This is a genomic window from Flavisphingomonas formosensis (genome assembly GCF_009755815.1).
GTDB lineage: Bacteria > Pseudomonadota > Alphaproteobacteria > Sphingomonadales > Sphingomonadaceae > Flavisphingomonas > Flavisphingomonas formosensis.
Genome location: NZ_WRPK01000005.1, coordinates 337,852 through 358,780, shown reverse-complemented (window position 1 = coordinate 358,780; position 20,929 = coordinate 337,852). Strand labels below are relative to the sequence as shown.

Genomic DNA, 20,929 nt, shown 5'->3' with positions numbered 1-20,929 from the left:
GCCGGCGTCGCGCCCGGCCCATGGAGGTCGCGTGAATCCCATCTACGCCACTATGCCGACCAGCGTGTTCGAAGAGATTTCGATGCTCGCGCGCAAGACCGGCGCGATCAATCTCGGCCAGGGTTTTCCGGACGGCGCGGGGCCGCTCGACATACGCCAGGCGGCGGCCGATGCGGTTCTGAACGGATCGAACCAATATCCGCCGATGATGGGCACGGACCGGCTGCGCGATGCAGTCGCCGATCATTATCGCCGCTTTCACGGACTCGACGCCACCGGCAGCGACATACTCGTCACATCGGGAGCGACCGAGGCGCTCTCCGCGGCGCTGCTCGCGCTTATCTCACCGGGCGACGAGGTGTTGCTGATCCAGCCGATGTACGACGCCTATCTGCCGCTGGTTCAGCGGGCCGGCGGCGTGGCAAAGCTGGTGAGCATGGCGCCGCCTGACTGGCGCCTGCCGATCGAGGCCATCGCCGCCGCGATCAGCCCGCGCACGCGTGTAATCCTGTTCAACAATCCGTTGAATCCGATCGCGCGCGTCTTCGACGACGGCGAGATCGCGGCCCTGGCCGAGCTGTGCGTCCGCCGCGATCTGATCGCGCTCTGCGACGAGGTGTGGGAACATGTGCTGTTCGACGGCCGACAACACCTGCCGCTGATAACCGCGCCGGGCATGCGCGAGCGGACGGTGAAGATCGGATCGGCTGGCAAGATCTTCTCGCTCACCGGCTGGAAGGTGGGCTTCGTCGTCGCGGCGCCCACCCTCCTCGCCCCGATCGCCAAGGCGCACCAGTTCCTCACCTTCACCACCCCGCCCAACCTCCAGGCAGCGGTGGCCTATGGCCTCGGCAAGGAGGAAAGCTATTTCGAGGCGATGCGCGGCGATTATCAGCGTTCGCGCGATCGGCTGACGGCTCGCCTCATCGCCGCAGGCTATGCCGTGCTGCCAAGCGAGGGCACCTATTTCCTCTGCATCGATCTTGCCGCCTCCGGCATCGCACTGGGCGACCGTGCCTTCTGCCTGCGCGCAATCGAGGATGCCGGCGTTGCTGCCATTCCGATCTCGGCCTTCTACACGGAAAATGCGCCCACCTCGGTCATCCGGCTCTGCTTCGCCAAATCCGATGTGGTGATCGACGAAGCCGCCGAGCGACTGGCCGCATTTGCGCAGCAGGTCCGGAATTGAGGGTTGGGCCGGGCTCATTCTCTACTTTATCGAAAGAGAAACTAGGCTAGGAGAAGCCATGACTGCGAAGCGCCCCAATTTCCTCCTGATCGTTGCCGACGACCTCGGCTTTTCGGACCTCGGCGCCTTCGGCGGTGAGATCGCCACACCCCATCTCGATGCGCTCGCCACCGCCGGCGTCCGGCTGACCGGCTTCCACTCTGCGCCCGCCTGTTCGCCCACCCGAGCGATGCTGATGACCGGCACGGATCCGCACATCGCCGGCATCGGATCGATGCTCGAAGTGTCCGCGCCGGGTTTCGCCGGCGCGCCGGGTTATGAAGGCTATCTCAATCAACGGGTGGTGACCCTGCCGGAGCTGCTGCGGGATGCCGGCTATCGCACGATCCTTTCGGGCAAATGGCATCTCGGCGATACCCCGACGAGCAAGCCCGACGCCCGCGGCTTCGAGCGCAGCTTCGCCTTCCTGCCCGCGGGCGGCAGCCATTATGGCCAGGGGGAGCTCAACCGTTTCGCCACGGTGGAGGCGCTGTACGAGGAGGACGGCGTCCCGGTGGAAGCGCTGCCGGACGATTTCTACTCCTCCGATTATTTCGCGACCAAGCTGATCCAGTATCTGGCGGAGCGCGACGACGATCGCCCCTTCTTCGCCTATCTGCCCTTCACCGCGCCGCATTGGCCGTTGCAGGCGCCCGATGCCGAGATCGCCAAATATCGCGGCCGCTATGACGACGGCCCCAACGCGTTGCGTGCCCGCCGTCTCGCCCGGCTGGAGGCGCTGGGCCTGTGCGAGCCCGACGTCGAACCCCATCCGGTGGTGGCGGACGAGCCCGAATGGGAGGCGCTCGACGCCGCGGGCAAGGCCTGGTCGGCGCGGACGATGGAAGTCTATGCCGCGATGGTCGATCGCATGGACCAGAATATCGGCCGGGTGGTGGAGCATCTGCGCTCGACCGGAGAACTCGACAATACGCTGATCCTGTTCCTCTCCGACAATGGTGCAGAGGGCGCGATCGTCGAGGCGATGCCGATCTATGGCCCGATCATCGTCGATCGCGTGAAGCGCCATTACGACAACAGCCTCGACAATCTCGGCCGCCCGACGAGCTGCTGCTGGTACGGGCCGCGCTGGGCGCAGGCGGCGACCGCGCCGTCGCGGCTGCACAAGGCCTTTACGTCCGAGGGCGGCATTCGCGTGCCGGCCTTCGCAAGCGGTCCCGGCGTCACCCGTGCCGGCGAGATCGGCCACGCTTTCTCGACGGCAATGGACGTGTTGCCGACGGTCCTCGACATGGCTGGCATAGCCCCTGCCGGTACCCATTATGCGGGCCGGCCGATCGCGCTGCCACGCGGACGATCGATGGCGCCGTGGCTCGCCGGCAAGGCTGACGCTGTCCATTCCCAGGAAACCGAGACAGGCTGGGAATTGTTCGGCCGCCGCGCGGTGCGCAAGGGCGACTGGAAGGCGCTCTGGCTGCCTCATCCGGTCGGCGCAGGCGGGTGGCAGCTCTACGACCTGGCGACCGATCCCGGCGAGATCCACGATCGCGCCGCGGATCGCCCCGACATATTGGCCGAACTGCGCGAGGCGTGGGAGCGCTACGCGGCCGAGACCGGCGTGCTGCCGACCCCGGTCAGCGTGTTCGAGCTCGATGGGGCGCTGGCAGGATGAGTCCTTGGCGTCGTTCATCCTGCCCTTCAGCGGGATGGGGACCAGCGAAGGCGGCGGAGGGGCTCCCGCCTGCTTCATGTCTGGCGTCTGCGCTGTCGAAAGCTGAACCCCTCCACCACACTGCGTGTGGTCCCCCCTTCCCTGCGGGGGAGGATGAAGCAGCCATGATCGCTTAGCATGACGACCCCGACCGCAGCCCCGCTGCCTGTCCGCCGTCTTGCCGCCTTCGCCATGCTGGGCGTGGCGACCGGCGGCTTCAACATCCCGCTTCAGGCCTATCTGCCCGCTTTCTATGCGCAGACGATGGGGCTCGGACTGGAAACGGTGGGCACGATCTTCCTGTTCAGCCGGCTGTGGAGCGCGTTCAGCGATCCGGTGGTCGGCTGGCTCTCCGATCATACCCATACCCGCCTCGGCCGCCGCAAGCCGTGGATTCTTGGAGGCGGCCTGCTGTTCCTCATCGCGGCCATCGCCGTCTTCCTGCCGCCGCCGGGCGCGGGCGACGCCTGGCTCGCCATCGGCCTGCTGCTGCTCTGCCTCGGCTGGACGGCGACCGCGACCCCGCATTATGCCTGGGGCGGCGAGCTCTCCGCCGATCCGCGCCAGCGCGCCCGCATCCAATCCTATATCCAGACCGGAGCTTCGGTCGGCGTCTTCGCGGTGCTGCTGATGCCGGCCGCCCTGGAGTTTCTCCATGTCGGCGACGCCAAGCTGCACGTGCAGGCAATGGGCCTGTTCGTGGTCGCGGCGCTGGCGCCCGGTCTCCTCCTCATCGCCGCCCTGTTCCGCGAGGCGCCGGGCCGCCGTACCGAGGCCGCGGCGCCGGCGAAAGGCGGCCTCGGTGCGGTGCTGCGCGACCGGCTGCTGTGGCGGATCATCGCGTCGGACTTCTTCGTGTCGTTGGGCCAAGGCGCGCGCGGCGCGGTGTTCGTCTTCTTCGTCACCTTCTACATGCAGCTCCACATCGCGGCGATCCTGCTGCTGATCCAATATTCCTTCGGCATCGTCGCCGCGCCGCTCTGGGCGCGGATCAGCTACAGGCTGGGCCGCCCGCACACGCTGATCCTCGCCGAGCTTGTCCAGGTCGCGATCAATCTCGCCATGCTGCTGCTCACGCCGGGACGGGCATGGCTGCTGGTCGCGCTCGTGATGGCGCAGGGCCTGACCCAGGGATCGGGCAATCTGATGCTGCGCGCGATGATCTACGATGTGGCGGACCGGCACCGCGCGACGACGGGCATCGAGCGCGCCGGCCTTTTCTCCTCGGTGTTCAACGTCACCACCAACGCCGCCATGGCACTGGCCGTGGCGATCGCCTTCTTCGTGATCGGCTGGTTCGGCTTCAGGCCGGCCGGCCCCAATGACGCGACCGCGCTTACCGGGCTTCTCAGCTTCTTCGCAGTCGCGCCGGCGCTCGGCCATGGCCTCTCCGCGCTGCTGATCCTCCGCTTCCCAGCCGACCGGCCCCAGACTATGGCAAGAACCCGATGACTGAAAGTTGCGACCTCACGGCGCGCGAGATGATCCAGGCCTTCGCGGCGCGCACCCTTTCGCCTGTGGAGGTGATGCAATCGGTGCTCGACAGGATGGCGATGGCCGAGCCGGTGCTGGCCGCCACCTGGGCGGCGAAGCCCGAACGGGCGCTTGCCGAGGCGCGCCGATCGGAGCGGCGCTGGGCCTCCGGCGCACCGGCCGGACCGCTCGATGGGGTGCCGGTGACGATCAAGGAGCTGATCGCGACCGAGGGCGATCCCAAGCCGGTCGGTTCGGCTGCCGGCGACATGACGCCCCAGCCGCAGGATGCACCGCCGGTGCAGCGCCTGCGCGAGGCCGGCGCCATCCCCTTCGCGAAGACGACCAACCCCGATTATGGGATGCTGTCGTCCGGACTGTCGAGCTTCCACGCCTTGTCCCGCAATCCCTGGGACACGAGCCGCACCCCCGGCGGATCGAGCGCAGGCGCAGGCAGTGCGGCCGCGGCCGGCTATGGCCCGTTGCATCTCGGCACCGACATCGGCGGATCGATCCGGCTGCCGGCCGGCTGGTGCGGTATCTTCGGACTGAAGCCCAGCTTCGGCCGCGTGCCGATCGATCCGCCCTATATCGGTCGGGTCGCTGGCCCGATGACGCGCACGGTGGCGGATGCCGCGCTGATCATGGCGGCCACCGCGCAGCCGGACGAACGCGACTATATGAGCCTGCCGCCCGCCGACATCGCCTGGGACGATCTCGCCATCGACCTGCAGGGATTGCGCATCGGCCTGCTGCTGGACGCGGGCTGCGGCATGCCGGCCGAGCCGGAAACGCGCGAAGCGGTGATCGCCGCGGCGCGGCTGATCGAAAGTGCCGGTGCCATCGTCGAGCCCGTGCGCCCCTTCCTCACGCCCGAGATGCTGGACGGGCTCGACCGTTTCTGGCGCACGCGATTCCACGACGAGACACGATCGCTGCCGCCCGAACGCTACGCGACCATCCTCCCCTATATCCGCGCCTGGGTGGAGCCGGCGCGCGGCTATGACGGCCTTTCGGTCTATACCGGCTTCGACCAGATCATCCGCATGCAGGAAGCCGGGATCGCCGCCTTCCGGGGTTACGACTTCATGCTCTCGCCGACCGCGCCGGTCCCCGCCTTTCCGGCCGACTGGGCGAGCCCGGTCAACGATCCCGCGCGCCCGTTCGAGCATATCGGCTTCACCGTCGCCTATAATATGACGGAGCAGCCCGCCGCCTCGATCAACTGCGGCTATACCGCCGCCGGCCTGCCGATCGGCCTGCAGATCATCGGACGCCGCTTCGACGATCTCGGCGTGCTGCGCCTCGCTCATGCCTATGAGGCAATGCGACCGGCCCAGCGGCCCTGGCCGCGCCCCTGGACGGGCGGCGCGGCGTGAGCGATGCGCCGCAGCCCGGCCCCCGGAACCTGATCACTGACGTTGCCGGGCTGCGCGTCGGCCATGCCACCGACGAAGCCGCCGGCACGGGCGTCACCACCCTGCTCACCGCCACGCCCTGGATCGCCTCGGTCGACATCGGCGGCGGCGGCCCCGGCGTGCGCGAGACCGAGACGTTGGCGCCCGAAAATCTGGTGGCCGGCGTGCATGGCATCGTCCTGTCCGGCGGATCGGTGTTCGGCCTTGCCGCGGCAGACGGGGCCGTGACGTGGCTTTCGGCGCGCGGCATCGGCATGCGGCTGCGGCCGGAGGGCCATGCGATTCCGATCGTGCCGGCCGCCGTGCTGCACGATCTGGCCGGCGATGGCGACAAAAAGTGGGGCGAGGAGCCGCCCTATCGCAGGCTCGGCGCCGCGTCGGTGGATGCCGCGAGCGAGGATTTCGCGCTCGGCTCGGTCGGCGCAGGGCGCGGGGCGATGGCGGGATACCGCAAGGGCGGCATCGGCTCAGCCTCGCTGGTCTTTGCCGATGGGCTGGTGGTCGGCGCGCTGGCGGCGGTCAATTCGATCGGATCCGCCTTCATGCCCGACGGTCGGACCTATTGGGCCTGGCCGTTCGAGCATGGGAGTGAATTCGGTGGATATCTGCCGTCCGGCCCGGGCGGCGCGCAGGACCCGATGCCGGACGAGAGCCGGCTCGCGACGCTCGGCCGCCTTTCCGCCGGCGCCAATACCACGCTGTGCGTGATCGCGACCAATGCCGTGCTCGACAAGGCGGAGGCGCGCCGCGTGGCGATGATGGCGCAGGACGGCATCGCCCGCGCGATCCGGCCTGCCCATACGCCCTTCGACGGCGATCTCGTCTTTGCGCTGGCGAGCGGCGCGATCGACCTGCCCGCCGACGGCGGCCGGGCGCTCGCGGTGGCGCGGATCGGATCGGCGGCGGCGGACTGCCTTGCCCGCGCCATCGCCCGCGGTGTCCATCATGCCTGAGGGCTGCGCTCAGGCGGGTATGAGCGCGACCGGCACGTCGACATGGCGGGCACGGAGAAATTCCCCGATACCCTTGCCGATCGGATCGAGGCCGATATTGCCCGAGCCGCTGTCACCGAAATAGCCGCGCAGCACGAACAGCAGCCCGCGCACATTGGGCAGTTCGTGCCGTTCGACGACGATATCCTGCCGCAGGCCGAGCAGCCGCGCGACGGTTTCGGCGTCCAGCGCGTCGCGCACCCATTCCCAGCTCGCCTCGTCCCGGCACCATATGCCGAGATTGGCGTTCGCGCCCTTGTCGCCGCTGCGCGCATAGACGAGCGCGCCGAGCGGAATCCGCCGGGTCTCGCCCGATGCGAGCCGGCCCGGCGTGCGGGCCGCCGGAGCCGCGGCAGGATCAGTAAGATAGGGCCGCATCGGGGGATGGGGTGCATCGAACGTCCGGCCATCGCCCATCACCACCTGCTGGCGGACGATCTCCTGGCTGGCCAGGCCTGGCCAGAAATCGACGCGCATCTCCGGCCCGCCCCCGCCATCGCCATGGAAGCCCGGTATGCCGCCCAGCGCGAAAGAGGCATAGCCTTCGACGAACTTGCCCAGCTCCGCCTTGTCCTGTGCGGCCGCGGCGAGGCGGATCGGCACGGAGGCCGCGGCCTCGCTCTGCGGATCGACCGCGGCCTGGCCGCACGGTTCGAAGCGATAGTCGTCGAGCGCGAGCGTATCGACGAGGCTGCGCATTTGCAGCTCGAGCCAATCGATCTTCGCCTGCACGTCCAGCCCGATCGCGAAGGCCCAGAGGGCGAAGCGCCAGCCATTGGGATAGAAGCAGCCGATCTTGGTGGTTTCCGGTGCGGGGCTGCCCTTGATTCCACTCAGCCGCACCCGATCCGGCCCGTCGTGAGACAGGTGGATGCTGTCGATGTGCAGGATGACGTCGGGATTGAGATAGCGCGGCCCCTGTATCTCGTAGAGCAGCTGCGCGGTGACCGTGTCGACGGTGACCGCGCCGCCCTCCTCCGCGCGCTTGGTGATGACCACCTCGCCGTCGGCCGCGATCTCGGCGATCGGATATCCCAGGCGGATGTCGCGCGGCAGCTCGGCAAATCCGGCGAAATTGCCGCCCGTCGCCATCGCGCCGCATTCGATGATGTGGCCGGCGGCGACGGCCGCCGCCAGCCGGTCCCAGTCATCCAGCGCCCAGCCATGCCACCAGGCCGCAGGCCCGAGCACCAGCGACGCATCCGAGACCCGGCCGCAGATCACGATGTCCGCGCCCGCGCCGAGCGCCGCGGCGATGCCCCAGCCGCCCATATAGGCGTTGGCGGCGACGATCCGGTCCAGCAGCGCACCCGGCCCCTTCCCCGTCTCGAGATGGACGAGCCTGCCTTCATCGGCGAGGCTGCGGAGCTGCGGCAGAACGTCGTCGCCGGTGAGATGCGCCACTTGCAGCGCGAGGCCGCGCTCTTCGATCGCGCTGCGCACCGCCTTGGCGAGACCGGCCGGATCGAAGGCGCCGGCATTGACCACGACCTTCAACCCGCGCGCCGCGATGGTTTCCAGCTCGGGGGCCAGCTGGCGCAGGAAATCGCCGCAATGATAGACGCTCGGCGGCAAAGGCTGCGGCAGCGAGGAGAGCGAGCCGATCACCCGCGCCATGGTGAATTCGGCGAGATAGTCGCCGATGAGCACGTCCGCCGGGCCGCCATGCACCGCTGCCGCCAGCGCGCCGGCATAATCGCCCACCGCGCCCGAAAAGGCGGCGATGCGGATCGGCCGCTTCGCTCCGTTCGATCCCGTCACGCGCCTCTCCTCCTGTCGTTGCGCATGGCGCGCCGGGCGGTCATGCGCCCGCGCGCCGCACCCCCGCTTCGCCGCGCTTGGCTGTTGACCGGGAGCCTATCACAGACCGACGGCGTCGCCAGTTCGCGGCTTAGTGATCGACCGCGCTTACCGCGCCATGACCCGTGCAAATGCTAATTCTCCCGTGCGATCCGTGCATGTCCGCACCGCCGGCCCGGCCGCTGCCGCGCAGCAAAAAGGACAACTTGACAATAGCGGCCAAAGTCAAATACCAATTCGCACAACCTGCGAGAGACAATTACGCAGGAGACCAGAGGGGAGGTGACAGCTTGAGCTGGACGCGCAGGCGCGCGGGTCTATCACTCGCCTAAATTGAGAGCCGAGCGAAACGACGCGCTTATTCGCGTCGGCGGACTATCGCGCCGGGACGACGTTGCGCGACATTGATCATCCATTTGCTGCCTGACGCGTGCAGTCTTGGGCTGCCGCGTTCCCATTGCGCCTTCCCTGTCGAGGGAAGGCGAGGATCCGACGCCGGCAAAGGCGCAGGACCATAAGTCCAGAATCACAAGAGGATGACCGAGGGAGGGCATAAATGAAGCTGGGGACGACAGTCACGAGGATCGCCATTCTTACCGGAACGAGCTGGCTTGCGGTGTCGGCGCCCGCGCATGCGCAGACGGCGGCGGCCGCCACGCCGCCCAATGTCCGCGAGACGCAGGGCATCCAGGAAATCATCGTCACCGCCCAGCGGCGGCAGGAACGCAACCAGGACGTTCCGATCTCGATCACCGCTTTCTCCGCAGAGAGCATCCAGCAGCGCAACATCACCCAGTCGCAAGATCTCCAGGCGAGCGTCCCTTCGCTCATCGTCGGTGCGAACGGCCAGGCCTCGCGCGATTCCCAGACGTTCACTTTGCGCGGCCAGGGTGCCACCTTCCAGGCTTCGCCGGGCGTGGTCGTCTACATGAACGAGGTGCCGCTGCCGGCCCCGATCACGCTCAGCCAGCAGGGCGGCCCCGGCAATTATGTCGATCTCGAAAACCTCCAGGTGCTGGCCGGCCCGCAAGGCACGCTGTTCGGCCGCAACACCACGGGCGGCGCGATCTTGCTCGTGCCCCACAAGCCGACCGACACGCTGGAAGGCTGGGTGCAGGGCAAATATGGCAATTACAACAACAAGGAGATCGAGGCGGTCCTCAACGTGCCGGTGGTCAGCGACAAGCTGCTTGTTCGTGTCGTCGGCGCCTATCATGACCGGGACGGCTATACGAAGGACGTCATCCACGACAAGGATCTGGACAATACCCATTGGTATTCGGGCCGGATCGGCATCACCTTCCGCCCAAGCGACAATTTCGAAAACTATACGATGGCCTATGGCGCCTATTCGAAGTTCAACGGCACCGGGCAGATCCACAAGGGTTTCAACATCGCGGGCCTGCAGGCGGTTGGTTTCTGCGTCGACCCGCCATTTTCACCGCCGGGACCGTCAGGCATCGCGGTGAGCTGCGACTATTATCGCGGGTTGACGCAGCAGGCGAACGAGCTTGGCCCGCGCAAGGTGGCACCCGGCGTGCTCCAGAGCCAGAAAACCAAGACCTGGGGCATCACCAACACCTCGACGCTCAATTTCAACGACGAACTGACCGCACGAAACATCGTCAGCTACCAGAAATTCAAGAGCTTCTATTATTATGACGGCGACGGGACGATCGTTCAGCAATATGATGCATCCTTGCCGATCAACACGCGGCCGCGCGACTATCTGGAGGAATTCACCGAGGAACTGCAGCTCCAGGGATCCTATCTCGACAAGCATCTGACCTTTACCGTCGGCGGCTTCTATTACGACCAGAAGCCGGCCGGGGAACAGGGCGTCAATGCAATCGTCTATTGCCCCGCAGCTTTCTCCGGCTTCTGCGCGCCGAGCAATGCCTCGGTGAACGTACGCAACAAATCCAAGGCGCTTTACGCTCAGGCGACATTGGATTTCGGCGCGATCGTGCCTGCATTGGAAGGGCTGCGCCTGACCGGCGGCTATCGCTACACCTGGGATACGATAAAGGGCAGCGCCTTCTCCTATTCGCCCGTCGGGCCGAGCGCCTATCTCTGCTCGAACAGCGGCGACATCGTGACGTCGAATCCGGAAGCCGGCTGCTCCTTCGGCGCGACGCTGCACAGCAAGGCGCCCAACTGGCTGATCGGCCTGGACTACAAAATCTTCCGGAACACGCTCATCTTTGCGAAGGTCAGCCGCGGATATAAGGCTGGCGGTTTCAATTCTTACTCTGTCTACCCAAATACGCGTACCTTCGATCCCGAGTTCGTGACGTCCTACGAGGGGGGATTTAAATCCGATTTCAAGCTGGGTATGGTACCAGCTCGGCTCAATGCGTCCTATTATTATCTCAATTATAAGAATATCCAGAAAGCGACGGGAGACTATAACCCAAGCACGAACGCAAGCGGTGCGCGCATCAACGCGGCCAAGGCCCATGTGAAGGGCGTTGAAGTCGAAGCCACTGTCAAGCCCTTCCCCGTGCTCGAGCTCGGCGGCACCTTCAGCTACACGGATTTCAAATATACCCAGTATAACATCGTCGCGACCGGGCTCGTGCCGGATTGCAGCGGGGCGCTGCCCACGCCAGGGGCCATCGTCAACATGTCCTGCCTGCCCGGCCAATATGTCGCCAAATATATTTACAGCTTCCACGCCTCGGTGAACCAGCCGCTGGCCGGAAATGCGGGCACGCTCAGCTTCTTCGTCAACTATGCCCATAATTCGGATCAGCACACCGAAGCTGTCGTGGTCGAATCCGCGCAGCCGGGCGAGCGGCTGAAAGGGTTCGGCCTGCTCAACATGTCGCTGGACTGGAACAACATCTACGGCAGTCGCATCGATGCCGGCCTCTATGTGACCAATGCGACCAACAAGCTCTATCGGATCAGCAACACCGACGTCTATCAACAGGGCTCGCTGCTGACCTGGGCTACCATCTATGGCGAACCGCGCATGTACGGCCTGCGGTTGCGCTATCGGTTCGGAGCCTGACCGCCGAGAGCCTCGCGACAGGGAGGAGGGCGAGGTGCCGGAGGGGTTTCCCTTCCGGCACCTCGTCGATGATGCGACGCCGCTCAATCGATCGGCTCGAGCTCGTCCCACAACGGGCCGATGAGGATACGAAAAAAGGCCTCGTCCGCGTAGAGCCGCTCTCCGGAAAGCAGGACATCGCCGAAGGTCAATATGCCAAGGATCCGATAGGTTCGCGTTCCGCCGTCGGCTTCCGGATCGATGACCGTCACCGAATATTCCTGCACCGCCCCGTCCGGGCCGATCCACTCCGAATGCTGTTCGAAGCCGGCGATCCGTGGCCGCACATCGGCGATGAAATGCCGATAATAGCGCCGGGTACGATCCATTCCGCGGAAACGGCGGGCGACCGGATAGAAATCATAGACCGGCTCGTCCTCCATCGTTGCCAGTATCGCATCGAGATCGCCCGCTCCCTCGGTCTCGGCATGGCGATACGCGACGCAGCTCAGCGCCAAGAGCGATTGCTTCATATGCCCATCTCCCTTTCCGATATTCCCTCGGCCCGGCACCATAGGGCGTTCGAGGCTTGCGGGAAGCAATGGCGGAACTCTCATCACCAATTTGGCCAGAATGTCCGTCCGGCGCTGCATCTCAGAGACGATACTGTTAAAAGGACAAAGGCTCGGGCGGCGTATTGCCCGTTCCGGGACGGGCCGAGAGACCGAGAAAGGGGCAGGACATGGCCGAACCAAGCACGCTGCGACGCTATCGGTCGAACCTGCAAGGCGAAGTAGACGGGTCCGCCATCTATTCCGCGCTGGCCGACAGCGAGGGCGATCCCAAACTCGCAGAGGTTTTCCGCCGGCTCGCCGCTGTGGAGCAGGCGCATGGCGATTTCTGGCGTAAAAGGATCGAGGCGAAAGGCGGATATTTCGCGCCCTCTCCCTCCTTCCGGGCCCGCATCCTCGCCTGGCTCGCCCGCCGCTTCGGGCCGGGTTTCGTGCTCCCGACGCTCGCGGCGAGCGAGACGCGGGACAGCGCCGCCTATGACGACCAGCCGGAAGCGCGTGACGCGGGATTGCCGCAGGACGAGCGCTCCCACGCGCTGCTGATGCAGGCCGCGGCCGGCAAGGGCGGATTGTCCGGGCCAACGCTGGCACTGATCGAGGGTCGGCATCGCGGCGGTGGCAACACGCTGCGCGCAGCCGTGCTCGGCGCCAATGACGGCCTGGTTTCGAACACGAGCCTGGTCATGGGCGTTGCCGGCGCGGCAGCGGCGGAACATACGCTGCTGCTGACCGGGCTGGCCGGCCTGATTGCCGGCGCCTGTTCAATGGCGATGGGCGAGTGGCTGTCGGTGACGAGCTCGCGCGAGCTCTACCAGAGCCAGATCGCCACCGAGGCGGAAGAGCTGCGCACCGTGCCCGACGAGGAGCGCGAGGAGCTGATCCTGATCTACCAGGCGAAGGGCATAGCCGAGCCGCAGGCCCGCGCGCTTGCCGACAAGCTACTCAGCAATCCGGATACTGCGCTCGACACGCTGGCCCGGGAAGAGCTCGGTATCGATCCCGATGAACTGGGCGGATCGGCGTGGAAGGCCGCGCTTTGGTCCTTTCTGCTCTTCTCGGCCGGCGCGATCGTGCCGGTCGCTCCCTTCTTCCTGCTGGGCGGCCGTACCGCTCTGATCGCCAGCCTGATCGCGAGCGGCCTCGCCCTCGCCCTGATCGGTGCCGGCACCAGCCTGTTCACCGGTCGCGGCGCGCTCTTCTCGGCACTCCGCCAGCTGCTGATCGGACTGGCGGCGGCCGGCGTGACCTATGGCGCAGGCGCGATCGTCGGAACGTCCCTCGGCTGACCCCCGGCCTGGCCGGGGCCGGCATTCGGCCAGCCCTGATCGCCATCGGCTCCATGGGACAGTCCGGCCGCCCGCACGCGCCGCCGGAGGAAGAGGGCAACGCCTGCGAAAACCAGCGGCACCAACGCGGCCGACACCAGCTCATGATCAGCGCCGGTCATCCCCGCTGCGGCCGATGCGATATGATCGAGCAGGCTGAAGGCATAATAGCTGATCGCGACGACCGAGACGCCCTCGACAAGATGTTGCAGGCGAAGCTGCCGGGCGGCGTTGCGCTCCATCGAACGCAGCACCGCATTGCTCTGCTCCTGAAGGGCGAGGTCGACGCGGGTGCGGAACAGCGAGGTGGCGCGTTCCACGCCGATCGAAAGATGCTCGAGCCGGGCGACGAAGGATTCGCAGGTCCGGATGGCGGGCCGCAGCCGGCGCTCGGTGAACTGATCGAGCGACTGGAAGCCCGCGATCGGCTGCGCATCGAGTGCCAGCAGGCGTTGATGCACGATCTCCGCATAAGCGAAAGTCGCGCCCATGCGGAAACCGGTTTCGGCACGCAACGCCGCGGCACGGGCGGCAAGCCCGCAGAGCGCATCGAGCAGCATGCGATCGTCGCCCAACACCGAGATTTCTCCGGTCAGCGCGGCAAGCTCCGCCTCCAGCGCATCGAGGCGCGCGCTCTCGTCCTGCACCAGCGGCAATCCCAGCAAGGCGAGATTGCGATAATTGCCGAGTTCCTGCAGCGACTGGACCAGGCGGCCGAGATCGGGCGGCGGCATATCGCCCGCGGCAAGCAGCAAGCGGCCGAGCCGCCCGTCGTGGATACGGAAATCGGACCACATCCGCGCTACGCCGAAGCGACAGCTGACCAGTTCCTCCTCGGCGAAGCCGATCGACGGCAGCTGCGCGAGTGCCGTCGCTTCGTCGGCCACGACATCCAGCCGCACGGCACGCACGAACAGGCCCGGCGATGCGGCGAGCCACTGCCAGGCGCGATCGATGCGGGCGGCATCCTCCGCCGCCGTCCCGCACGGGATCAGCGCGGTGAACGTGCTCGCCTCGCTATGCCGCTCCCAGCAATAGCGGCAGCCATCCTCCGCCACGCCCTCCGCATGGCGCGAACGCACGACCTGCGCGTCCGGCACCACGCCTGGCATGGCCAGCATCGACGCGCGCTCGGCGACCCGCTCCTCGGGGGCGACCAGCAGCACGAGCTGCAGGATGGTCATCGGAGCGGCAACCGGGGGAAGCCGCCGCAGATGCATCTCTCCGACGATCCGGTCCCGCAGAGGATGCTCGTGCATGCCGGCGAGCCGGGTCAGGCGGGCTCGAGCCGCGCGCCATAACGGCGCGGCCGGATATCCTCGGCAGGTGCGCGATCGTCGAGCGCGGCGAGCAGACCGGCGCGATCCGGGGCGCGGTCGCAGACCGGATCGGTGGCGGCGGCATCGCCGGCCAGCGCCAGCGCCTGGCAGCGGCAGCCGCCCCAATCGATCTCGCGGCGATCGCAGCTCCGGCAGGGATCGGGCATCCAGTCCGTGCCGCGGAAGCGGGCGAACGCCTCGGCTTCCTCCCAGATGCTACGCAGCGTCTGCTCGCGCACCGAGGGAAAGATCATGCCCGGGATGGTTTCGGCGGCGTGGCAGGGCAGTGCGTGGCCGGAGGGCGACAGGTTGATGAAGCGCTGGCCCCAACCGCCCATGCAGGCCTTCGGCCGGGCCGCATAATAGTCGGGGACGACATAATCGATCGCGATCCGTCCGCGCAGCCGCTGCCGCGCCTCCTCGACCAGACGGGTCGCCTCGGCGAGTTGATCGGCGCTGGGCAGCAGGCTCGCGCGATTGGCCAGCGCCCAGCCATAATATTGGACATGGGCGATCTCCATCCGCTCCGCGCCCAATGCTTCGCCGAGCGCCATCATGGCCGGCAGCCGATCGAGATTGGCGCGATGGACGACGAAATTGGCGGTGAGCGGCAGGCCCGCCTCGCGGATCAGCTCGGCCGCGGCCAGCTTCCTGGCATGGGCACCGCGATAATGGCCGAAGTCGTCCGCGCGCTGCGCCTCGCTGTCCTGGAAGCTGAGCTGGATATGATCGATGCCGGCGGCCAGCAATGCCTCCATGCGCTGCCTGTCGAGCAGCACGCCGGAGGTGATGATGTTGGTATAGATGCCGCGGCGATTGGCATGGGCGACGAGCGCGGCGAGATCTGTGCGCGCCATCGGTTCGCCGCCGGAGAAATGCACCTGCAGCACGCCGAGCGCTGCCGCTTCGTCGAGCACGCGGCAGAGCGTCTCTGTGTCCAGCTCGTCGCTGCGCGGCACCAGCGCGAGCGGGTTGGAGCAATAGGCGCATTGCAGCGGGCAGCGATGGGTGAGCTCGACGATCAGCCCCATCGGCGGCGGGACCGCGCTCACAGCGTCAGCGCCCCCCGCGCGGCCAGATCGTCGAGCGTCGCCAGCACGTCGGTGGCGATCACGTCGCGCGGCGCATCGAACCGGGCGGCGAGATCGTCGATGATCGCCCCCGCCGAGCGCTCGCCATCCACCAGCTTCAATATCTCGGTACCCGTCTCGTCGGGCAGGAACAGCTTTTCCGGCGCGAGCAGCGTCCATTGCTGGCGTATCTCGTCGAAGCGGAAGCGCACCCCGCGGCGGAAGCGCGGCAGCGCATCCTCACCGCCGCTCATGCCCGCGGTTCCGGTACGAAGGCGCCCGGCGCGATCATCCCCGGCGCGACATAAGCGAGGTAGAGCGCATCGAGCTGCGCCCACAGCACGTCGCATTTGAAACGCAAGGCGGCGAGCACCGCCTGCTGCTGTTCCGCGGTGATCGCATGCTCGCGCACATAGGCCAGCGCGAAATCGCTGTCCTTCGGCGCCTGCGTCAGCCGCGGCGTGAAATAAGCCAGCGTGTCGCGGGTGATCCAATCATAGTTGGCGAGCATACCGGACACGCGCTCCGCGATGATGGTGGGCGAGAACAGCTCGGTCAAAGACGAAGCGATCGCTTCCAGCAGGCTCCGATCGCGGACGAAATGGACATAGGCATCCACCGCGAAGCGCGTTGCCGGCAAGATCCCCTCGCCGCGCTCGGCCAAGGCCGGATCCAGCCCGACGCCCTCGACCAGCCTCAGCCAGCGCGCGATGCCGCCCGGCTGGCTGCCGTCGCCGTCATGATCCTCGATGCGGCGGCGCCATTCGCGGCGCAGCTCGGAGGTCGGCAGGCGGGAGAGCAGGATCGCGTCCTTCACCGGGATCTGGCTCTGATAATAATAGCGGTTGAGCGCCCACGCCTGGACCTGACCGCGCGCCAGCCGGCCGTCATGGAGCAGGCGGTGAAAGGGGTGGAGATTATGATAGCGCTCCGCCCCGATCGCGCGCAGCGCGGCTTCGAGGCCATCGGGCGTCAGGGGCATCGTCGTCATGGCACCACCTCCAGCCCATCCTCCGGAACGATCCAGCCGGCCGCTTCGGCCGCCGCACGTTCCTTGCTGTCCGCCAGCAGGACGGGATTTGAATTGTTCATATGTATCAATATCTTGTTTTTGACTTCCAAGCTGTCGAAGGCAGCGAGCGTGCCCTCCGGACCGGCCAGGCTCATATGACCCATGCGCCGTCCCGTCTTCTTGCCCAGCCCGGCCTCGATCATCTCGTCATCGTGCCAGAGCGTGCCGTCGAAAAAGACCATGTCGGCACCGCGCAGCCGTTCGGCGAGATCCGGCGTCATTGCCGCGCAGCCCGGGATGATGAAAGCGCGGCTCGCGCCATCCTCCAGGAGCAGGCCGACCGTGGTGCCGTCGACGACGATCGGCTGCATCTCCTCCCCGCTCTCCATGTAGAGCGGGACCTTGCCGGGCACCGCGAAGAGGGTGGCCGACAGGCCTTGTTCAAGCAGGAACGGCTCGTCCAGGCGTAGCTCCGGCCGCATCACCACGTCACGGGCCAGCACGTCGAACACCGGATTGGCATCCAGTATCGCGTGCACCGACGCCGTCGCGTGGATCGTCAGCGGCTGACGCTCGCGCAGGTTGAGCAGGCCGGCGATCACGTCGATGTCGCCGCCGGTCAGCACCACACTGCGGATCGGCGAGCCGCGCAGGCCGTCCTGCGAATGAAGCTGCGGCGTGCGCGCTATCTGTTCGCGCAGGTCCGGCGAGGCATTGACGAGATGCCATCGGGCGCCGTCCCTGCTGACGGCGAAGCCGGCCTGGCTCCTGGCCGGTGCCGCCGGATCGCCCGAACGCGATCGGCGGCACGCGGTGCAGTTGCAATTCCACTGGGGGAAGCCGCCGCCGGCGGCCGCCCCCAGCACCAGAATGCGCATCGGTGGTTCAGGCGGGCATCTCGGCGCAGGCGTAGCAATTAATCTCGGCACCCAGCGCGATTTCGACGATCTTGGGGGTCTTCCAGCTCATGTCACACTCTCCAATTTGCCTGGCGGGATGCCAGCGCAAGGGGGCAGGATGATTCGGCCGCGCCCCGCGGACCATGATACTAAGGTCCAGCCGCAGCCGTCCATTTCCGCTCAGGGCGCTACACCGCGCGACAGCGTCGGTGCAACGTCCGTGAAGTTCGCGAGGTCGGCCAATATTTCCGCCGTGCCGGCCGAGCCGAGCGCCGCGCCGATCGCATCGTCGCTCTCGAAGAAGAGCGCGGCGATCGCGATGATGGCGGCGCCGTCGGATGCCGGGAAATAGGCCTGGGCGGAACGCAGGCCGAGCGGTCCCCACAGCCGCTCCACCAGCGGCAGATGGGTCGCGACATAATAATCGCGATCGAAGCGCGCCTCGGCGCCGGCCTCATAGGATACGAACAACAGCGCCATTATTTCGCTTCCGCAAGCATCGGAGCCATGCGCTTGCCGGCCAGCGGCGGCAACTTGGCTGCGGCGGCCGCCGCGGCGGCCGCATTCGGCGCCGCGCCCTTGCCTGCCTTGATGAGCGCGACCATGCCCATGGTGTAATGCGGCTTGCACTTGATGCCGTAGAGACCGGGCTTGGTCAGGGTGAGGATATATTCCTTGTTCATCGCGCCGGCCGGTGCGGTCACGCCGTCCGGCAGCATGCTGGGGATCGGCTCGGCATTGTGGCTGGGATCGGTCGGCACGAAATGGATGGTGTCGCCGACATTGGCCTTCACCAGGCTCGGCTCGAACACCATCATGCCCGCGGCTCCCTGGCTCTTCATCTGCACCGTGATGTCCTTCGCCATGACCGGCACGGCCAGGACCGCGGACAGGAGGATGGCGGCACGCAGCGCCTTGATCGACATGAACACCTCTCCAAATTGGTTGCGGGTCGTTGTCGGGCGATCGTCCGGCGACGCCAATTGCCATTTGGTGCTATGGCAAGCCCATCCCGCGGCATGCGACTGTCATCAGGACGGGGATCGCCGAGTCGATCCGAATTCCGGGCACCCAGGAGAGTGATCATGTTGCAGCAGGCTCTGGACCAGCTGAAAGGCAATGTCGTTATCCGTTCGCGTTACGACAATTTCATCGGGGGCCGATGGGTGGCGCCGGTGCGTGGCCAATATTTCGACAATCCCTCGCCGGTGACGGGCAAGACGGTGTGCAGCATCGCGCGCTCGACGGCGGAGGATATCGAGCTTGCGCTGGACGCCGCGCATGCGGCGCGCGAGAAATGGGGACAGACATCGCCGGCGGAGCGCGCGCTGGTGCTCAACCGGATCGCCGACCGGATCGAGCAGAAGCTGGACCTGCTGGCGCTGGTCGAGACGATCGACAACGGCAAGCCGATCCGCGAGACGACCGCGGCGGACCTGCCGCTGGCGGTCGACCATTTCCGCTATTTTGCCGGCTGCCTGCGCGCGCAGGAAGGATCGATTTCCGAGATCGACCATGACACGATCGCCTATCATTTCCACGAGCCGCTGGGCGTCGTCGGCCAGATCATCCCGTGGAACTTCCCGCTGCTGATGGCGACGTGGAAGCTGGCGCCGGCGCTAGCGGCGGGCAATTGCGTGGTGCTGAAGCCGGCCGAGCAGACGCCGATGTCGATCATGGTGCTGGTCGAGATCATTGCCGACCTGCTGCCCGAGGGCGTGCTCAACGTAGTTAACGGCTTCGGCGTGGAAGCGGGCAAGCCACTGGCGCAGAACAAGCGGATCGCCAAGATCGCCTTCACCGGCGAGACCACCACCGGCCGGCTGATCATGCAATATGCCACCGAGAACCTGATCCCGGTGACGCTCGAGCTGGGTGGCAAGAGCCCCAACATCTTCTTCGCCGACGTGATGGCCGAGGATGATGACTATCTCGACAAGGCGCTGGAAGGCTTCGCGATGTTCGCGCTCAACCAGGGCGAGGTCTGCACCTGCCCGAGCCGGGCGCTGGTCCACGAAAGCATCTATGACCGCTTCATCGAGAAGGCGGTGGCGCGCGTGCGGAAGATCAAGCAGGGCAGCCCGCTGGACGCCGCGACGATGATCGGCGCGCAGGCCTCCAACGACCAGCTGGAGAAGATCCTCTCCTATATCGCGATCGGCCAGGACGAGGGCGCGAAGGTGCTGACCGGCGGCAAGCGTGCCGCGCTCGGCGGCGAACTCGAGAGCGGCTATTATGTCGAGCCGACGATCCTCGAAGGCCATAACCGGATGCGCGTCTTCCAGGAGGAGATTTTCGGCCCGGTCGTCGCGGTGACGACGTTCAAGGACGATGCCGATGCGCTCGCCCTCGCCAACGACACGCTCTACGGCCTCGGCGCCGGCGTGTGGACCCGCGACGGCACCCGTGCCTATCGCATGGGCCGCGGCATCCAGGCCGGCCGCGTCTGGACCAACTGCTACCATGCCTATCCCGCCCATGCCGCCTTCGGCGGATACAAGCAGTCGGGCATCGGCCGAGAGAATCACAGGATGATGCTGGATCATTATCAGCAGACCAAGAATCTGCTCGTCAGCTACAGTCCCAAGGCGCTCGGCTTCTTCTGAGGCTCTCCCCGGGGGAGGCCTCACCCCCTTTCGGCCTCCCTCGCCAGGCGGCGGGCCTCTCCCGGAGCCCGCCGCCCCCCCTTTTTTCGGGAAAGTGGATGATGAACCCTCCACCCCGCATCCTCGCCACTCCTGCCGCGGACGCCTTGATGGCCCGGCTGGAGGCAATGCACGGGCCGCTGATGTTCCATCAGTCGGGCGGCTGCTGCGACGGCTCGGCGCCGATGTGCTATCCTGCCGGCGAGTTCCGGGTCGGCGGCCAGGACGTGCTGCTCGGCCATGTCGGCACGCGGGGCGATATCCCGGTGTGGATCGGTGCCGCCCAGTTCGATTATTGGCGCCACACCCAGGTGACGATCGACGTCGTGCCCGGCCGCGGCGCCGGCTTCTCGCTGGAGGGGCCGGAGGGCATGCGCTTCATCGTCCGCAGCCGCGTCTTCACCGATGAGGAAGCCGATGCGCTTGAAGCTGCAGGCCCGCCGCAAACCGGCGCGTGAGCGCCGCACGGGAGAGGTGATGACGCCGCCGGCCACGGCTGGCATAGTCGC

Annotated in this window: 19 protein-coding genes; 9 read left to right on the top strand and 10 right to left on the bottom strand. The window is 66.8% G+C overall.

Going from position 1 to position 20,929, the window contains the following annotated elements; all coding sequences use genetic code 11:
• The first annotated feature begins 31 nt into the window (after positions 1 to 31).
• From GQY20_RS16210 to GQY20_RS16190, 5 genes are all read left to right on the top strand, one after another.
• Positions 32 to 1,189: an aminotransferase gene (locus tag GQY20_RS16210; RefSeq protein ID WP_157218142.1), complete on the top strand. Its 1,158-nt coding sequence runs from the start codon at positions 32 to 34 to the stop codon at positions 1,187 to 1,189.
• Between the two features lie 58 nt (positions 1,190 to 1,247).
• Positions 1,248 to 2,861, top strand: coding sequence for an arylsulfatase (locus tag GQY20_RS16205; RefSeq protein ID WP_157218141.1), 1,614 nt, complete (start codon positions 1,248 to 1,250; stop codon positions 2,859 to 2,861).
• A gap of 177 nt (positions 2,862 to 3,038) precedes the next feature.
• Positions 3,039 to 4,352 carry an MFS transporter gene (locus GQY20_RS16200; protein WP_157218140.1) on the top strand — a complete coding sequence of 438 codons (1,314 nt, stop codon included), beginning with the start codon at positions 3,039 to 3,041 and terminating at the stop codon, positions 4,350 to 4,352.
• Positions 4,349 to 5,752 (top strand): amidase, encoded by a 1,404-nt coding sequence (locus GQY20_RS16195; protein ID WP_157218139.1) that lies wholly within the window; start codon positions 4,349 to 4,351, stop codon positions 5,750 to 5,752. Before GQY20_RS16200 ends, GQY20_RS16195 begins: the two co-directional genes overlap by 4 nt.
• Positions 5,749 to 6,744, top strand: coding sequence for a P1 family peptidase (locus tag GQY20_RS16190; protein WP_157218138.1), 996 nt, complete (start codon positions 5,749 to 5,751; stop codon positions 6,742 to 6,744). The genes GQY20_RS16195 and GQY20_RS16190 overlap by 4 nt, the downstream gene beginning before the upstream one ends.
• A gap of 9 nt (positions 6,745 to 6,753) precedes the next feature.
• Here GQY20_RS16190 and GQY20_RS16185 read toward each other — a convergent pair whose 3' ends face one another.
• Entirely contained in the window at positions 6,754 to 8,544 is a 1,791-nt protein-coding gene (locus GQY20_RS16185) for an acyclic terpene utilization AtuA family protein (protein WP_157218137.1), read from the bottom strand.
• A 595-nt stretch (positions 8,545 to 9,139) separates the two neighbouring features.
• On the opposite strand from GQY20_RS16185, the gene GQY20_RS16180 reads away from it, so the two are divergent.
• Positions 9,140 to 11,599: a TonB-dependent receptor gene (locus GQY20_RS16180; protein ID WP_157218136.1), complete on the top strand. Its 2,460-nt coding sequence runs from the start codon at positions 9,140 to 9,142 to the stop codon at positions 11,597 to 11,599.
• 83 nt (positions 11,600 to 11,682) lie between these two features.
• Here GQY20_RS16180 and GQY20_RS16175 read toward each other — a convergent pair whose 3' ends face one another.
• Positions 11,683 to 12,111, bottom strand: coding sequence for a nuclear transport factor 2 family protein (locus tag GQY20_RS16175; RefSeq protein WP_157218135.1), 429 nt, complete (start codon positions 12,109 to 12,111; stop codon positions 11,683 to 11,685).
• 209 nt (positions 12,112 to 12,320) lie between these two features.
• Here GQY20_RS16175 and GQY20_RS16170 point away from each other — a divergent pair, with 209 nt between their 5' ends.
• Positions 12,321 to 13,436, top strand: coding sequence for a VIT1/CCC1 transporter family protein (locus GQY20_RS16170; RefSeq protein ID WP_157218134.1), 1,116 nt, complete (start codon positions 12,321 to 12,323; stop codon positions 13,434 to 13,436).
• Here GQY20_RS16170 and GQY20_RS16165 read toward each other — a convergent pair.
• The 8 genes from GQY20_RS16165 to GQY20_RS16135 form a co-directional block, all read right to left on the bottom strand.
• Positions 13,397 to 14,734 carry a DUF3422 domain-containing protein gene (locus GQY20_RS16165; protein ID WP_157218133.1) on the bottom strand — a complete coding sequence of 446 codons (1,338 nt, stop codon included), beginning with the start codon at positions 14,732 to 14,734 and terminating at the stop codon, positions 13,397 to 13,399. The genes GQY20_RS16170 and GQY20_RS16165 overlap by 40 nt on opposite strands.
• A 14-nt stretch (positions 14,735 to 14,748) precedes the next feature.
• Complete coding sequence (gene pqqE, locus GQY20_RS16160) at positions 14,749 to 15,846, bottom strand: pyrroloquinoline quinone biosynthesis protein PqqE (protein WP_232476086.1); 1,098 nt, start codon at positions 15,844 to 15,846, stop codon at positions 14,749 to 14,751.
• Positions 15,843 to 16,118 (bottom strand): pyrroloquinoline quinone biosynthesis peptide chaperone PqqD, encoded by a 276-nt coding sequence (gene pqqD, locus GQY20_RS32190; protein ID WP_198351003.1) that lies wholly within the window; start codon positions 16,116 to 16,118, stop codon positions 15,843 to 15,845. Before pqqD ends, pqqE begins: the two co-directional genes overlap by 4 nt.
• A complete protein-coding gene (pqqC, locus tag GQY20_RS16155) occupies positions 16,115 to 16,855 on the bottom strand; it encodes a pyrroloquinoline-quinone synthase PqqC (protein WP_157218131.1) in 741 nt (246 codons plus the stop codon). The genes pqqD and pqqC overlap by 4 nt, the downstream gene beginning before the upstream one ends.
• Complete coding sequence (gene pqqB / locus GQY20_RS16150; protein WP_157218130.1) at positions 16,852 to 17,754, bottom strand: pyrroloquinoline quinone biosynthesis protein PqqB; 903 nt, start codon at positions 17,752 to 17,754, stop codon at positions 16,852 to 16,854. The genes pqqC and pqqB overlap by 4 nt, the downstream gene beginning before the upstream one ends.
• Positions 17,755 to 17,761: 7 nt before the next feature.
• Complete coding sequence (gene pqqA, locus GQY20_RS33045) at positions 17,762 to 17,845, bottom strand: pyrroloquinoline quinone precursor peptide PqqA (RefSeq protein WP_157218287.1); 84 nt, start codon at positions 17,843 to 17,845, stop codon at positions 17,762 to 17,764.
• Positions 17,846 to 17,955: 110 nt separating this feature from the next.
• On the bottom strand, positions 17,956 to 18,255 hold the full coding sequence (locus GQY20_RS16140) for an EthD family reductase (protein WP_157218129.1): 300 nt from the start codon (positions 18,253 to 18,255) through the stop codon (positions 17,956 to 17,958).
• The gene (locus GQY20_RS16135; protein WP_157218128.1) at positions 18,255 to 18,701 is read right to left on the bottom strand and encodes a pseudoazurin; all 447 of its coding nucleotides are present in this window, start codon (positions 18,699 to 18,701) and stop codon (positions 18,255 to 18,257) included. Before GQY20_RS16135 ends, GQY20_RS16140 begins: the two co-directional genes overlap by 1 nt.
• A 159-nt stretch (positions 18,702 to 18,860) precedes the next feature.
• On the opposite strand from GQY20_RS16135, the gene adh reads away from it, so the two are divergent.
• Together adh and GQY20_RS16125 are read left to right on the top strand one after the other, a co-directional pair.
• On the top strand, positions 18,861 to 20,381 hold the full coding sequence (adh, locus tag GQY20_RS16130; RefSeq protein ID WP_157218127.1) for an aldehyde dehydrogenase: 1,521 nt from the start codon (positions 18,861 to 18,863) through the stop codon (positions 20,379 to 20,381).
• Between the two features lie 98 nt (positions 20,382 to 20,479).
• The gene (locus GQY20_RS16125) at positions 20,480 to 20,878 is read left to right on the top strand and encodes a DUF779 domain-containing protein (protein ID WP_157218126.1); all 399 of its coding nucleotides are present in this window, start codon (positions 20,480 to 20,482) and stop codon (positions 20,876 to 20,878) included.
• Positions 20,879 to 20,929 lie beyond the last annotated feature (51 nt).